We start from the raw sequence: 16843 nt of genomic DNA, 5'->3' as shown, positions 1-16843 counted from the left end.
ATTAATTTAGTTTTCAAAATTGAAATAGTTAAGCGCATTATAATAACATATATCTTGTATCATTTTCCCAAGGAATTCTATATCGTTAGGCACGATTCCGTTTTTAACATCTTCCGCTATCAAATTACATAAAATGCGTCTGAAATATTCATGCCTAGGGAATGACAAGAAACTTCTACTGTCGGTTAACATGCCTACAAAACGACTTAACAGGCCCATATTTGAAAGCGTATTAAGTTGTTTCTCCATGCCATCCTTTTGGTCTAAAAACCACCAGCTTGAACCCCATTGCATTTTTCCTGGTATGTCTGAATTTTGAAAATTCCCCATCATGGTTGCGAACACTTCGTTCTGTGATGGATTTAGATTATATGTAATTGTTTTAGCTAGTTGATTGGTTGAATTAAGTGTATTGAACAACTTAGACATAAATTCAGCCATAGGGAAATCACCTATAGAATCAACGCCTGCGTCTAAACCAACTTGTTCGACTAATAGCGAATTATTATTACGAATAGGCCCTAAGTGATATTGTTGCACCCAATTGTATTCGTGATATTTCTTTCCTAAATAAACAAATAGGAACGACCTGTATTTATCAACTTCGTTGGTTGAAAGCTCTTTTCCTTTTAATTTTTTATCAAAAATCTTTGCAATATCTTCTTCAGTAAAACCAACAATATTTAAAGCTTCTCCAACACCAAAATCTGATATTCGACAGCCATTTTCATGGAAAAACTTAATACGCCCGTCAACAGCTTTTAAAAAATCATTCAGTGTATTTATTTCAAAATTAACGCCGTTTGATAATTTCTGAATGTAATTTAAGAACTTCTCCTTATTGATAAAAAATAACTCGTCTGCTCTAAAAGTTGGTAGCACTTTGGTATAAAAATTACCATCTTCAGCAATTTGTATGTGATATTTTAAATCATCAGTCGGGTCATCGGTAGTGCAAATCACCTCAACCTTCATATCTTCTAATAATTGCGCAGGTGCTTTTTGTTGTAAAACGACATTTGCTTTTTGGTAAATAACTTCAGCAGTTGATGGTTGTAGAATCTCATCGATATCAAAATAGCGTTTCAACTCTAAATGTGTCCAATGAAACAACGGGTTTTTTAAAGTATAAGGCACCGTTTCTGCCCATTTTAAAAACTTTTCTTTATGTGATGATACCGATCCTGTTATATAAATTTCTTCAATACCATTGGCACGCATACCACGCCATTTATAGTGGTCTTCTTTTAACCAAGCTTCCGTAATATTTTTAACAGGTTCATTCTCTGCTATTTTTTTGGCAGATAAATGATTGTGGTAATCTATGATTGGTAAATCTTTGGCAAACTTGTGATAAAGCGTTTCAGCTATTTCAGTTTGCAACAAAAAATTATCTGTTATGAAATGTGTGGAATTCATAAATAAATCTTAGTTCAATATAATTGTTAATGGGTTGTTCACTTTTAAAGCAAAATCATTCAAGTAATTTTCCCAAGCTTCTTTGGTTTCAAATTGTTTAGATTCCTTCCATCCAAAACCTGCGTAATACGTCCCAGTTTGGTTAATAACCTTAATTTGTGCGAATAAATTACTTTGGTCTTTTAATGTTGTTACATATAATTCGGAAGACATCATGTTATCATTAGGAACAACTATGGCAGTACCCAATTCTGAATCTTCATGAGGTTCCCAATAGGAAATCCAACCTGCTTCTTCATTTTGATTTGGCTCACCATCATTTTCGTGTAAGGTTAAACCTGAATAAAAATTATCAGTTCCTGAGATTTCAATCTCAAATTTAGATAGATTGCTTCCATAGTCTAAAGAAATATGTTTCTTTTCGGTAATGGTTTGACCGTTAGCATCCCAATTTGCGTATTCTAAAATAAAACTTGTTCTAATAGGCCCCGTGGTAATGGTTTTCCAGTTTGTAAAGTTTTTTGACACATAATAGGTAGTATCTTTTTTTACAGCAATGCCTCCTACACCTCTACTTACACCAACATGAAAATTATCTAAACCTTCTCCTGTATCTTCATGATATGAGCCTTTTCCAGTGGTCGTTTTTTTATACCACTTATTTATTATTGGATAATCTACTTTTTTCAACCAAGCATCTATTCCACTTGATAGTGTTCCTCCTTTTATTGATTCTTCCATCATTTTTTGAGCTGTTGGCCCATAGGTTCTAAATGCTACCTTATCATTTTCCCAAGCATAATCATCCGTTCTTTCTGGAACAAATCTGGAATAACAATATTCGATTGTTTCTGACTTAGTCTCTTGATCTAAAACAACCAATTCAAATTGTTTTTGTGATTTTGCGTCAATCTCTGGTTGAAATAATAACACATCTGCTTGACCATCTTGGTCTTCATCAACAAATTGAGAAACTAAGATGGCTTTTGTATCCATATCCTGAACCGCAAATTTTGAAAAATCATCATCATCTTTTAAAGCTAAATCGGATTTATAAATTTCTACTGTTTCAAATACACGTGACATATCAAGCGTGTTTTTAATTGTTACTGTAGGAACCGATTTTTGTTCACAACCTAGTGTTAGAATAAAAACTGCTAGAACCGTAAGTAAAATTATGTGTTTCATATTAATCTTCGTTAGATGGTTTACCAATAGTTGCCAATATGCCTCCATCAACATAAAGAATATGACCATTAACAAAATCGCTAGCATTTGATGATAAAAATATGGCCGCTCCGGCTAAATCATTAGGATCTCCCCATTTAGCCGCAGGGGTTCTATTTATTATAAAATCATTAAAAGGATGACCATCAACACGAATCGCTGCCGTTTGCGACGTTGCAAAATATCCAGGACCTATCCCATTTACTTGAATGTTATATTTTGCCCACTCTGTTGCCATATTCTGGGTTAACATCTTTAATCCGCCTTTAGCCGCAGCATAAGCACCAACGCTATTTCTACCCAATTCACTCATCATAGAGCAAATATTAATAACCTTGCCTTCTTTTCTAGAAATCATTCGTTTTACAACGTGTTTAGAAACAATAAAAGGGCTAACCAAATCAATATCTATCACTTCTTTAAAATCGGCCACTTCCATGTCAATTAGAGGAGTCCGTTTTATGATTCCTGCATTATTAATCAGAATGTCTATCTGCCCAACTTCAACTTCAATTTTAGCAACTGCTGCTATTACATCAGCTTCATTTGCAACGTTAAATTTATATCCTACTGCGTTTATGCCTTCCTTTTTATATTCAGCAACGGCATTATCAATTTTTTCTTGAGAAGAATTTCCGTTAACTATAATGGTTGCTCCAGCAAGCCCTAAGCCCCTAGCCATTGCCATTCCAAGTCCATGCGTGCTTCCTGTTATTAACGCATTTTTTCCTTTGATATCAAATAATGATGCGCTCATAGCTTATCTTAATTCTGTTATTTTAGCAACATCCATATCACCATAATCTAAATTCTCACCTGCCATACCCCAAATAAAAGTATAATTTGACGTTCCTGACCCTGAATGAATAGACCAAGGTGGAGAAATCACAGCTTGATGGTCTTGCATCCAAATATGTCTTGTTTCTTGTGGTTGTCCCATAAAATGACACACGGCTTGGTCTTGTGGAATATCTAAGTAATAATATATTTCCATTCTACGATCATGAACGTGTGCAGGCATGGTATTCCAAACACTACCTGTTTTTAGTTCGGTCATACCCATTTGAAGCTGACATGTATCAACGATACCTCCAATTATCATTTGGTTAACCGTACGGTGATTCGCAGTTTCCAATGACCCTAATTCTATTTTATTAGCTTCAGATTTACTTACTTTTTTTGTTGGATAAGTTTTATGTGCTGGTGCTGAATTTAAATAAAACTTTGCTGGATTATTTTTATCATCACTTTTAAAGATTACTTCTTTTTTTCCACTACCAATATATAAGGCATCTTTCAGAGTTAAATGATATATTTCACCATCTACTTCAACAGAACCATCTCCTCCAACATTGATGACACCTATTTCTCTTCTTTCTAAAAAATAACTTGATTTTAAAGGATCAATAGTTTCTAGTTTTATAGGAGATAAAGGCACCGCAGAACCTGCCATATATCTATCATAATGCGTATAAACTAAAATCAACTGGTCTTCTTGCATTAAATTTTCAATTAAAAATTCTTCTCTCAATTGAGTGGTGTCATAAGCTTTTACAGCTTTAGGGCTCGACGCATAACGGGTTTCATATTGTGTTTTCATACTTAAAGAATGTTTTGTTTTTTATATACTTTGTTTGATACCATGTTCTAATCCTCTTAATTCTGCCAACCCACGTAATCTGCCAATTCCTGAATACCCTGGATTCGTTTTTTTATGTAAATCATCAAGCATTTGATGCCCATGATCTGGTCTTACTGGAATGGTGAAATCTGAAAGTCCTTCAGCTTTACGTCTTTTTTCTTCTTCCAAAATTGCTTTTACAACACCGTACATATCTACATCGCCTTCAAGATGATTGGCTTCATAGAAATTACCTTGTTCATCACGCTTCGTACTTCTTAAGTGAAGGAAATGAGCGCGGTCTGCAAAACGTTTAAAAATTTGCACTAAATCATTGTCTTCTCTTACTCCTAATGATCCTGTGCAAAAAGTAATTCCGTTTGCTCTATCGGGTACATTGTCAAATAAATAAGCGTAATCCGCTTCAGTACTTACCACTCTTGGTAATCCTAAAATAGGATAAGGAGGATCGTCTGGATGAATACACATAAGAACCTCATTTTTAGAAGCTATAGGTATAATTTCTTTTAAGAATAACACTAAATTTTCTCTTAAAACAGAGGCATCAATAGCTGCATAAGTATCTAAAATGGTTTGAAACTGCTCTAAAGTATAGCCTTCCTCAGCTCCTGGTAATCCAGCAATTATATTATTAATTAATTGTTTTTTGTTTTCTTCTGAAAGCGCCTCTACATAAGTTTTCGCTGCTTTTTGGTGAGCTTCAGAATAATCATTTTCAGCGCCTGGTCTTTTTAATAAAAAAAGCTCAAATGCCGCAAAAGCAATCACATCAAAACGAAGTGCTTTAGACCCATCTTCTACTTGAAAACCTAAGTCTGTGCGCGTCCAATCAAGAACAGGCATAAAATTATAACATACGATATTGACACCGCATTTGGCCAAATTCTCAATACTTTGTTTGTATATCTCTATGTGATTTTTAAAATTTCCAGAGCGCGTTTTTATGCTTTCATGTACCGGAATACTTTCTACTACACTCCATGTTAATCCTGAGCTTTCAATAGTGTTTTTTCTTTTTTGTATTTCATCCACAGTCCATACTTGACCGTTAGGAATATGATGCAAAGCTGAAACAACACCTGTTGCTCCTGCTTGTTTTATATCTGATAGAGTTACGGGATCTTTTGGTCCGTACCATCTCCATGTTTGTTCCATTTTGTTCTTTATTTAATCTTTAGAAAATTCTTCTATAACTGAAATTACCAGCTCTCCATCTTCAACAGGACATGGATTATCTCTTTTTCCTAAGAAATAATTAACCGTTTGTTGAATTAGTGGTTGCTGAATATTTTCTGGGTTTTTATAATTGAATATTTTATTTTCAGTTTTTGTATTTAACTTGAGTTCGTCTTCATAAAAAGAAAACGCGATAGTACCTTCCTCACCATAAATAGTACACTTGTCCTCTTGTAAATATTTTGGAATTGAAAAAGACCAAATACCTCGAAATTGGATGTTATTTTTGAAACTAATAATTCCATTAACCATATCGTCTACATTATTAATTTTTGATTGATTAACAGAAAGTCCTTTTGCAAATTTATACTCACCAAAAAAATGGTACATCAAATCTAATTGATGCGGGGCTAGATCATGAAAATAACCTCCGCCTGAAACAGATGCATTAAGTCTCCATCCTGGTTTTGAATTAAAGTCGAATGGCTGTAAAAACCTCAAATCAACAAAACTAACAGTTCCAATAGCATTGGTTTCAATAAGTGCTTTTACTTTTAAATACATAGGTAAAAACCTCCTATAATGAGCTACAACAAGTTTTTGACTACTGTTTGCAGTCGCTTTAGATAATTGCTGCCCTTCCTCTTTTGAAAGCACCATTGGCTTTTCTAAATACACATTTTTCCCTGCTTTAATAGCTTTCAAACTATATTCCAAATGTGTTGAGGGTGGTGTAGCAATATATACGGCATTAATTTCTGGGTTAGCCAAAAGATTATCAGCATCATTATACCATAAAGGCACATTATGTCGTTTAGCAAAATCTTTTGCCAACGCCGCATCTCTTCTCATTACAGCTAATAATTTTGAGTTATCACATTTTTGAAATGCTGGCCCACTTTTAACCTCAGCAACGTCTCCGCATCCTATTATTCCCCAAACAATTGTATTATCAATCATTAATACTTATTTAATCATTATTGTCCGATAAAAGAACCAAGACCGCTTCGCTGATAGAATATAGAATCAAGACTTGATTTTAACTCATTGATAATCAATTTACAATAGATTTTTCATTTCAGAAAGCCTTTGATTTTTTACTTGTTGTAAAAGTAAGGGGCATAGCTTTAAAAAATCTTTTAGCCTATGCACAATATATCGTTCAGACTATCTTACAAATTTTAATCGCATACTATTGTTATTTAATATCTTAAATACTATACGCCACTATAAGCAGCAAATCCACCATCTATTGGTATAACCACTCCTGTTACAAATGATGCGCCTTCACTGCACAACCATAAAGTTGTTCCCACTAAGTCTTCAGGTTCACCAAATTTACCCATTGGCGTTTGATCTATAATTTGATTACCTCTTGATGTTAAACTACCATCACTTTGAGTCAGTAAGCTTCTGTTTTGGTCGGTCAAGAAAAATCCTGGAGCTAATGCGTTAACACGAATCCCTACTTTTGAAAAATGTACAGCTAACCATTGCGTAAAATTAGAAACAGCAGCTTTAGCACCACTATAAGCTGGTATTTTTGTTAATGGTGTAAATGCATTCATAGATGAAATATTTAAAATACTACATCCTGCTTTCCCAACCATATCCTTTGCAAATACTTGAGTTGGAAGTAACGTACCAATAAAATTCAAATCGAACACGAACTTAATTCCTGTGGGATCCAAATCAAAAAATGTTTTAAAACCTTCTGTTGTATTATCAAGATCATCTGCAAGTAGATGTGTGTTAGTGGTTGTTCCTAACGGATGATTCCCTCCTGCTCCATTAATTAGAATATCACACAAGCCAAATTTATTATGCACTTCCATTTTAGCCAAATCCAAAGACTCTCTTTCTAAAACATTTGCTGCAACACCAATAGCTTCACCTCCTGTAGCAATGATTTCATTAGCAATATTATCTGCAGCATCTTTTCTTAAATCCAATACTGCTATTTTGTGCCCTTCTTTTGCAAGTGCTTTTGCCAATGCTCCGCATAAAACTCCTCCTGCACCTGTTAAAACTATTACTTTACTCATTTTTAAGTTTCTTATTCTGTTAAAATTAACTCGTATGCATTACGTTTTCGTGTACGCACACACAAATATAGAAAAAAAATAGTGTACGCACACAAAATGACAAATTTTTATTAAATTGCGTAAAATTATTTCAACTGATTCTTACATTCTTGAGTATTTAATGAACATAAAGAGATTAATAAAAATATATGATTACAATTAAGGATATCGCTAAAGAAGCCAATGTTTCCGAAGGCACCATTGATAGAGTTATACACGACCGTGGTGGTGTATCAAAAAAAACGGAAGCGAAGGTTAAAAAAATTCTTGAGTATCATAAATTTAGTGTAAACCCAGTAGCTAGTGCTCTTGCAATGAAGAATAAGCATTTTATTGCCACATTAATACCAGAGCATAATGACTCCGATTTATTTTGGAAGTCTCCATATTTAGGTATTTTAAAAGGCGCTAATGACGTTAAGAGTTTTGGTGTACAAGTCAATAATTTTACTTTCAATCAATATGACCCAGATTCATATTTAAAGACATTTAAGGCATTATTGGAAACCAAGCCAACTGCCGTAATTATTGTGCCTAATTTTTCAAAAGAAACAAAGCAAATTGTTAGAAAATTAGAAACTCTTAATATCCCCTATCTGTTTTTAAATATTGATATTGATGGCTTTAATAACAAAGCATTTGTTGGTCAAGATTCGTATATGGCCGGATATATTGCAGGTAAGCTTATGAATTTAAGTATTCCAAAGCCATCAACATTTTTAATTATTCAGGCAAGGCATAACATCACTAAAAACAATGCGGTATCTAATAGAATAAAAGGTTTTAATAATTATTTCTTGAAGAATGAGATAAATTCTAAAACCCAAACATTAAAAATAGAAAGCTTAAACAGCTCTTTTGAGACCAAAGAAAAAATAAACTCATACTTAAAACAACACCCCGAAGTTGAAGGCATATTTGTGCCATCAAGTAGAATTTATATGGTTGTTGATTGTTTAGAAACTGCTTATTTAAAAAACCTTGAGCTGATTGGATTTGACAATACACCTCAAAATATTGAATGCTTAAAAAATGATACTGTGTCATTTTTAATATCACAAAAACCTTTTGAACAAGGCTATGAATCAGTTCGATTAATGACAGACTTTTTAACAATTAAAAAGAGCATACCAAATAATAAAGTACATCTTCCTATTGATATTTTGACAAAAGAAAATGTAGATTATAACGAAAGAAATGAATTCGCTTTTGAAAATGAGAACGTATAAAATAATGCTTAAAGCTTACAAATTAGTTGACTAATATTTTAATAATTAGAAATTACAAGAATATTGATTTGAATTCTTATTTAATTGAGTTAAGTCTTAATAACGTCTGCAAATAATAGTAATCACCATATACAATTGGCTCATCCATTTCAGCCCTTTTGGACCAGTCTCCAAAACTATGATCTAGGATGAAAGGCGCTTCAAAGTTTGCTGGAAGAACATAATTTGATGTTTCTAGAGTTTTGATTACTTTTTTGCTATAATTTAAATACCCTTCATTATTTGTATATTCATAAAGCTCTACTAATCCAGAAGCCACAACCGCTGCTGCTGAAACATCTCTAGACACATTTGGTATTGAAGGATCATTAAAATCCCAATACGGAATACCATCTTCTGGTAAATTTTTATGATTTAGATAAAACTCAGCGGTAGCTTTTGCGCGCTCTAAATACTTCGGATTTTTTGTATAACGATATACCATAGTATAACCATTTATGGCCCAACCTTGACCTCGTGCCCAAGCAGAATTATCACTAATACCTTGATGGGTTACTTTCAATCTTGGTTGATATGTAATAGTATCATAATCCAAAACATGCCATGTACTACCATCTGGTCTGAAATGATTTTTTAAAGTGGTATTTGCGTGTTTTATGGCTAATTTATGATACGTACTATCACCTGAAATTTTAGTGGCTTCAAATAATAATTCCAAATTCATCATATTATCAATAATCACAGGAAATTGCCAAATGTCTTTATTAAAATCCCATGAACGAATACTTCCTATATTTTCATTAAAACGCGTGCTTAATGTCTGTGCACTTTCAACTATAATATCTTTATAAGCTTGATTATCTTCTTGTCTTAAACCGTTTCCGAAGCTGCTAAACACCTTAAAACCCATATCGTGGGTTCTGTTGTTATACTTTTCTTTTTCAATGAAGGCTGTCCATTCTTTCGCTTTCTTTTTAAAGTCCTCATTCCCTGTCAACTCATAAATTTGCCACAGGTTTCCTGCAAAAAAACCACTGGTCCAATCTTTTGAAGGGACTTTCTTAATTTGTTGTTTTTCATGCGAATAACTTCTTGGAAAAGCCATAGAATCTAAAGGGTATTCTAGGAGTTTGTTATAACGTTGTTTTAAAAGGTTATCAACACCAATTGAACTTTCTGCTTTAGTTTTATTATTAGATTTGCACCCATATAGAAATAGTGCAAACACAAAAATTAAACAACATGCTTTAATCATAAAAAAATTTCTAATTAGTAACATAAATTATAAGGATTTAAGTTAAGATTAGCATGTAATTCATCATTCAAAGGACAAAAATAATCTTAATAAACAATAAAGAATTTTAAACTCAAAAAGAAGGCTGATTAGTTATTGCTTCTGTCGTTTTTTTAATTGATATCTATACAAAGACGGCACACTCTTTATGGATACATTTACAAATTCAATATGAGCCTTGGGCTCGTAAGCTACTTCAAATTGATGGTTTCCTGAAATGCCTACAATTCTAACAAAAGGACCATCATTCATACCATTTAACAAAACAGGGTTTTTAGAATCTAAGCCGTCTAAAATATTTACTTCAATATTCCAGAATGTGCTAAATGCTCCATGAGAAGGTTTCCAATATCCTGCTCCACCTCCTGCAAATAAAGGATAACTATTGTCATCATTTGGAGATACATGCACTTTAATTCCATCAAACAAATTTTGATGATTTGCACCAGAATGTTGGTCCAAAATTGGGTCTACAAAAACCTCGCAATCTAAATAAACACTTTTGCTAGCAAACGTGTTAAAACTTAATGGATGTACGGCCTTATTATACACTTTTATCCCTTGAGCTAAAACATTATAAGTGCCTTGCATCATCACAGTATAATGTGCGAAATTTTCGCCCTTAGTCGTAACATCTTTTATGGTAACATTAGCAATTTCCTCGCTTAAAACACCACTATCGGCATTTTCAATAACTACATTATTCACCCAACTATTAAACACTCTGGTTAAATAAATAGCATTAAATCCAGGTTCCACATGATGAGCTACTCTAGGATATTTAGGAAATGTAACTTTTAAATGTTCAATCCCAACTTCTTCAAGGTGTTTCCAAACTACTAATTGTGCTTTATAGTTTGATTTAATATCCATAGTCAAAGGCGTATTAATGGTCACCCTATTATTTGAGATATTTTTTACAACTACTTGCTGTCTTACTAAAGGCAAATCTGGAAAATCCCAATGATGCGACCCTATTTCAACATCTTGATTTTTATATAAATCCTTTATAATCTCACCATTTTTACCATCTTTATTAAACAATTGTAATTCTAGAATATCTCCAACATTTAGGTGTTTTACTTCGGATACTTTAAAACTAAACTCACCTCGTTTTCCTGTCGCAACCTTAGCAACAACATCATAGGGTTGCTCATATTTTTGAAGATAGGATTTTACACGAACACCTGGCACTTTAGTCCAAATAAAACCTCCAGCCCATGCATATTGAGAAAATGGCAAATCGACGTTATTTTCCTTTTCTCTTTGTCGCTTATCAAACTTTAATAAATATTCTCGAAGTTCTTTTAATACCTCAGGGTCATCAGCATACAATAAAGGTCTAGGACAATATATTTCTGTACCATTCTCTCCTGTTCCAGCGCCACGCAAAACAAAGTAGCTCCGTTCTAGATATAAAATATCACTTAAAATTAATTGTCCTGCCGGTAATTGCAATGTGACCTTACCTTCTATTTTTGAAGCTTCCTCTATCGCTTTTTTTAAAGCTTTAGAATCGTCTAAACCGTCATTAGGAATCACACCATAATCTACGGCATTAACTACTTTACCAACGGTTTTTGGAATAATAACTTCGCCATTGTGATAGCCTGCAAAACTAAAGTCTGGAAGATAATTTGAATCGTCTATGTTCTGTGATTTTAGTATTTCTGGTATTTCTTGAGCCATACTTGCTGATCCAAAACTAAAAAAAAGAGTAATTATTGATAGCAAGAACGGAGATTTCAACTGAGTCATTAACATAATTAATGTTTTGTAAATATATTTTCTACAGACTAATTTATAACCTGTATTTGGTTGAACAATTCTTCATGTTCATTCAGATTAGGAAGCTTTATGAAAAAAATATTTTATACTCTAAATATACTAATTTCAGGTAAAAGAGAGGTGCATCATTTATTGATTATCATTATTGTCAGATAAAAGAATCAAGACCGCTGTGCTAATAGAATATAGAATCAAGACTTGATTTTAACGCATTGATAATCAATTTACAATAGATTTGTCATTTCAGAAAGGTTTTGATTTTTTACTTGTTATAAAAGTAATGGGCATATCTCAAAAAAATCTTTTAGCCTATAACCAATCTATCGTCCGGACTATCTTACAAATTTTAATCGGACACTATTGATTGATTATATTAAATGCTATTAAAATAATTTGAAACCAGTTTATAAGTTGATTAAATTATTTTCAATTATCGTGTGTTAATTTCAAAACCAAGTCTAAAACTCCATTCAGTAAAGGGTTTCTATTAGTTTTGTTCCAAACTAAAGATAAATCTGTTCTCTGCGGAATACCATCAAGTTCAATAAATTTAACACCTTTAGGATTATTTGATGTTAAAGATTTTGGTACAATTGAAACACCAAAATTATTTTCAACTAATTTATAAATAGAACTAGCGTGTATGGTAAGATGCGACACCAAAGGCGTAAAACCACTATCTTGGAAAATCTGCAATACTTTATCGTAATAAAATTTGCTGTATTCTGGATCAAAAAGGATAAACGACTCATCTTTAAGTTGCGACAAGTTTTTAAAATTGGATACGTCAATTTGATGTTTTTTAGGCAGAACTATACAAAATGAATCACTCACGATACGTTTTATTTCAATAGTTTTCGGGACTTGCTCTAATCTTACAAATCCCATATCAATATTAAAATTTAGTAATTCTTCTATCTGTTTTTGATTATCCATTTCTTTCAAACTAAAAACAATATCCGGATTTTCTGTTCTGTAATTTATTAATAGCTCAGGAATTATTTTCTGTATCGCAGACCCAACATATCCTAACTTTAATTGTCCTTTTTTGCCATCATGAAGTAATTTAGCATGATTTATTATGTCGTCTAACTGTCTTAAATTTCTAGTGAGTTCATTTTTAAGGTAGTCTCCTGCTTCAGTCAATTCTACTTTTCTATTATGACGTTCAAACAGTTTCATGCCTAAATCATCCTCCATTTGTTTAATCTGTCTGCTTAATCCAGGTTGTGAAATATAAAGGCGTTCAGCTGCTTTTCGAAAATGTAAATCTTCTGCAACTGCCAAAAAATATTTTAAATGACGAAATTCTAATTGATTACCCATAGTTATCAATAGTGGACTTAAATAGTCTTTCTAAACATCAAAAATAAGAATAACTTTGTGATAATCAAGTAATACTCCAAAAATGATATTCAAATACGGTATAGACACATTAACATTAGATAAGGTAATTGGTATTTCTGAAGGCACCGTCGAAGGCATACTAACTTCAGAAGCAAAAGATAAAGTTAATGCCTGTAGAAAAAAAGTTGAAGTGATGGCAAGTTCCAATAAGGCTATCTATGGTATTAATACTGGCTTTGGTCCGTTATGTGATATTCAAATCACGACAGAGCAAACTAATAAGCTACAAGAAAACTTACTAATAACACATGCTGTAGGTGTTGGTAATCCTATTGATAAAAACTTGTCTAAACTCATGATGATTTGTAAAGTCCATGCATTGTGTCAAGGCTATTCAGGTATTCGATTAAAAGTAATAGAACGGATTTTATTTTTTATTAAAAACAACCTTCTACCTGTAGTTCCAGAGCAAGGTTCTGTAGGCGCATCAGGAGATTTAGCGCCCTTATCTCATTTATTTTTACCGCTTATTGGTGAAGGTGAATTTTGGGTAGATGATAAAATTGTTACTGCAAAAAAAGTATTAAAAGGTTATGAATTAAAACCGATTCAATTAAAAGCAAAAGAAGGATTAGCTTTAATTAATGGAACACAGTTTATTTTAGCGCATGCCATAACGGGCTTGAAAAAGATGGAATACCTATTAGATTTAGCTGATGTATCGGGTGCTATGAGTATAGAAGGCTATCAAGGTAGTTCTGCTCCTTTTAGAGATGAATTGCATAAACTTCGCCCTTTTAAAGGTAATATAGCAGTTGCTGAACGCATGTTCATGCTGCTTTATAAGTCACAAAATGTTGATTCTCACGAAAATTGTGAACGCGTACAAGATCCATACTCCATGCGATGCATTCCTCAAGTACATGGAGCTTCGAGAAATGCCTTTTATCATTTGAAAAAATTGACAAAAATAGAAATGAATTCAGTAACCGACAATCCTATTATTTTAAGTGAAACTGAAGCTATTTCTGGAGGAAATTTTCACGGACAACCCATAGCAATGGCTTTAGATTATTGTTCGATTGCAGCATCAGAATTAGGAAACATTGCAGACCGGAGATGTTATTTATTATTAGAAGGTAAATATGGACTACCTCGCTTATTAACAACTGGTGGGGGCTTAAATTCAGGTTTTATGATCCCTCAATATACCACAGCGGCATTGGTTACCGAAAACAAATCATTATGTTTTCCACCATCAGCAGATAGTATACCTACATCATTAGGACAAGAAGATCATGTGTCTATGGGAAGTATTTCTGGGCGACAATTCAATCAGATATTAGGAAACTTGGAAAAAATATTGGCTATAGAACTCATGTATGCTGCCCAAGCTTTGGAATTTAGAAGGCCTAATACCTTTTCAGATATTATTGAAGAAAATTTTAGTATTATAAGAGAAAAAGTTGCAAAACTTGAAGATGACCGCCTCCTAAAAGATGATATAAATGCTATGATTAATTTAGTGGTGAATCAAACTTTTATTTTAAAGTAAAATTAAGTATGACATTTAAAGAACAGATATTACAGGGATTACCGACCACTTTACCTCCAAAAAAGGAATATCCAATTGGATTTAACAGAGCGCCAAAGCGAAAGGATGTACTTTCAAAAGAAGAAAAGCAATTAGCCATTAGAAACGCCTTACGCTATTTTCCAAAACAATGGCAAAATGATTTAGCTACTGAATTTGCTGAAGAGTTAAAAGAATACGGACGGATATATATGTACAGGTTTAAACCAAACTATGCTATATTCGCAAGAGCAATTTCTGAATATCCTGCTAAATCTAAACAAGCTGCAGCTATAATGTTGATGATTCAGAATAATTTAGATCCAGCTGTGGCACAACATCCGGAAGAACTTATTACTTATGGAGGCAACGGAGCAGTATTTCAAAATTGGGTACAGTATCTTTTGACTATGCAATATTTAGCAACCATGACCAATGAACAGACCTTACATATGTATTCTGGACATCCCATGGGATTATTTCCTTCTTCAAAGGAAGCGCCTAGAGTTGTTGTTACTAATGGCATGATGATTCCTAATTATTCCAAACCTGATGATTGGGAGAAATACAATGCATTAGGTGTTACACAATATGGACAGATGACTGCTGGATCTTACATGTATATTGGTCCGCAAGGAATTGTTCATGGTACAACCATAACCGTAATGAATGCTTTTAGAAAAATTTTATCTAAAGAAGAAACACTAGCAGGGAAAGTATTTTTGACTTCAGGATTAGGAGGCATGAGTGGTGCGCAACCTAAAGCAGGAAATATTGCAGGTTGTATTACGGTTTGTGCTGAAGTAAATCCGAAGGCCGCAAAAAAGAGACATGAACAAGGTTGGGTGGATGTTTTATTTGATGACATTGATGCACTTACAAAACGCGTAAGGAAAGCACAACAGCATAATGAAGTAATCTCGATAGCATATATCGGAAATGTTGTGGAAGTATGGGAACATTTTTATAATGAAAATATTTTTATTCATTTAGGATCAGATCAAACTTCCTTACATATTCCATGGACTGGTGGTTATTACCCAGTAGGATTGAGTTTTGAAGAATCAAATATTCTTATTAGAAAACATCCGAAACTTTTTAAAGAAAAAGTACAAGATTCTTTAAAGCGTCATGCCAACGCCATAAATAAACATACTAAAAAAGGGACTTATTTTTTTGATTACGGCAATGCCTTTTTGTTAGAAGCATCAAGAGCCGGAGCAGATGTTATGGCTGAAAATAATATAGACTTTAAATATCCGTCTTATGTACAAGATATTTTAGGGCCTTTGTGTTTTGATTATGGTTTTGGTCCTTTTAGATGGGTTTGTGCTTCAGGAAAACCTGCAGATTTAGACAAAACAGATCAAATTGCTGCAGAGGTTCTAGACAACTTAATGAACCATGCCCCAGAAGAAATTCAACTACAAATGCAAGACAATATCACTTGGATTAAAAATGCAAAGCAAAATAATATGGTTGTAGGTTCGCAGGCTCGTATTTTATATGCGGATGCCGAAGGACGTTCAAAAATAGCTATCGCATTTAATAATGCCATTTCTAAAGGAGAAATTGGCTCTGTGGTATTAGGTAGAGATCACCATGATGTAAGTGGTACAGATTCGCCATACAGAGAAACTTCAAATATTTATGATGGTAGTAGATTTACTGCAGATATGGCCATTCACAATGTTATTGGCGATAGTTTTAGAGGCGCTACTTGGGTGTCCATTCACAATGGTGGCGGTGTTGGCTGGGGAGAAGTTATAAATGGTGGTTTTGGCATGTTTTTAGATGGCACAGCTGAAGCTGAAGCACGTATAAAAAATATGCTTTTTTACGATGTAAACAATGGTATTTCTAGACGGAGTTGGGCACGCAACGAAGGTGCTATTTTTGCCATAAAACGAGAAATGGCACGTACACCAAATTTAAGGGTTACTGTTCCTAATTTAGTTGATGATGCCTTGTTAAAGCATCTTTTTTAGGTGTATTATTATAAACCTAAGTTAGGGCTTGCTGATTTTCATAGTACTTTTAATTTATGATTTTGATACTTATAAA

Annotated in this window: 13 protein-coding genes; 3 read left to right on the top strand and 10 right to left on the bottom strand. The window is 33.2% G+C overall.

The genetic code is table 11. The features are described from left to right. Positions 1-6: 6 nt before the first annotated feature. From uxaC to AAC024_RS02725, 7 genes are all read right to left on the bottom strand, one after another. Complete coding sequence (uxaC, locus tag AAC024_RS02755; protein WP_339893653.1) at positions 7-1419, bottom strand: glucuronate isomerase; 1413 nt, start codon at positions 1417-1419, stop codon at positions 7-9. Positions 1420-1428: 9 nt separating this feature from the next. Continuing rightward, positions 1429-2607 carry a DUF4861 family protein gene (locus AAC024_RS02750; RefSeq protein WP_339893652.1) on the bottom strand — a complete coding sequence of 393 codons (1179 nt, stop codon included), beginning with the start codon at positions 2605-2607 and terminating at the stop codon, positions 1429-1431. A 1-nt stretch (position 2608) separates the two neighbouring features. Next, positions 2609-3403 carry a gluconate 5-dehydrogenase gene (locus tag AAC024_RS02745; RefSeq protein WP_339893651.1) on the bottom strand — a complete coding sequence of 265 codons (795 nt, stop codon included), beginning with the start codon at positions 3401-3403 and terminating at the stop codon, positions 2609-2611. A 3-nt stretch (positions 3404-3406) separates the two neighbouring features. Further along, entirely contained in the window at positions 3407-4246 is an 840-nt protein-coding gene (kduI, locus tag AAC024_RS02740) for a 5-dehydro-4-deoxy-D-glucuronate isomerase (RefSeq protein WP_339893650.1), read from the bottom strand. Between the two features lie 21 nt (positions 4247-4267). After that, the gene (gene uxuA, locus AAC024_RS02735; RefSeq protein ID WP_339893649.1) at positions 4268-5443 is read right to left on the bottom strand and encodes a mannonate dehydratase; all 1176 of its coding nucleotides are present in this window, start codon (positions 5441-5443) and stop codon (positions 4268-4270) included. A gap of 12 nt (positions 5444-5455) precedes the next feature. Beyond that, positions 5456-6424 carry a Gfo/Idh/MocA family oxidoreductase gene (locus tag AAC024_RS02730; protein ID WP_339893648.1) on the bottom strand — a complete coding sequence of 323 codons (969 nt, stop codon included), beginning with the start codon at positions 6422-6424 and terminating at the stop codon, positions 5456-5458. Positions 6425-6681: 257 nt separating this feature from the next. Then, entirely contained in the window at positions 6682-7509 is an 828-nt protein-coding gene (locus AAC024_RS02725) for an SDR family oxidoreductase (protein WP_339893647.1), read from the bottom strand. Positions 7510-7697: 188 nt separating this feature from the next. On the opposite strand from AAC024_RS02725, the gene AAC024_RS02720 reads away from it, so the two are divergent. Next, a complete protein-coding gene (locus AAC024_RS02720; RefSeq protein WP_339893646.1) occupies positions 7698-8777 on the top strand; it encodes a substrate-binding domain-containing protein in 1080 nt (359 codons plus the stop codon). A 76-nt stretch (positions 8778-8853) separates the two neighbouring features. On the opposite strand, the gene AAC024_RS02715 is transcribed toward AAC024_RS02720, so the two are convergent. The 3 genes from AAC024_RS02715 to AAC024_RS02705 all read right to left on the bottom strand — a co-directional run bounded on the left by AAC024_RS02715 (position 8854) and on the right by AAC024_RS02705 (position 13185). After that, on the bottom strand, positions 8854-10032 hold the full coding sequence (locus tag AAC024_RS02715; RefSeq protein WP_339893645.1) for a glycoside hydrolase family 88 protein: 1179 nt from the start codon (positions 10030-10032) through the stop codon (positions 8854-8856). Between the two features lie 132 nt (positions 10033-10164). Then, the gene (locus AAC024_RS02710; RefSeq protein ID WP_339893644.1) at positions 10165-11805 is read right to left on the bottom strand and encodes a hypothetical protein; all 1641 of its coding nucleotides are present in this window, start codon (positions 11803-11805) and stop codon (positions 10165-10167) included. 480 nt (positions 11806-12285) lie between these two features. Next, positions 12286-13185, bottom strand: a complete 900-nt coding sequence (locus AAC024_RS02705; protein ID WP_339893643.1) for a LysR family transcriptional regulator — start codon at positions 13183-13185, stop codon at positions 12286-12288. Between the two features lie 82 nt (positions 13186-13267). On the opposite strand from AAC024_RS02705, the gene hutH reads away from it, so the two are divergent. Next, the gene (gene hutH / locus AAC024_RS02700) at positions 13268-14761 is read left to right on the top strand and encodes a histidine ammonia-lyase (RefSeq protein ID WP_339893642.1); all 1494 of its coding nucleotides are present in this window, start codon (positions 13268-13270) and stop codon (positions 14759-14761) included. 8 nt (positions 14762-14769) lie between these two features. Further along, positions 14770-16767: a urocanate hydratase gene (locus tag AAC024_RS02695; protein ID WP_339893641.1), complete on the top strand. Its 1998-nt coding sequence runs from the start codon at positions 14770-14772 to the stop codon at positions 16765-16767. Positions 16768-16843: the final 76 nt, after the last annotated feature.

Source organism: uncultured Algibacter sp. (genome assembly GCF_963976535.1).
In the GTDB taxonomy this organism is placed as follows: Bacteria; Bacteroidota; Bacteroidia; order Flavobacteriales; family Flavobacteriaceae; genus Algibacter_B.
Note: the sequence above shows the minus strand (reverse complement) of the source record. Positions and strands in the feature narration are given on the sequence as shown.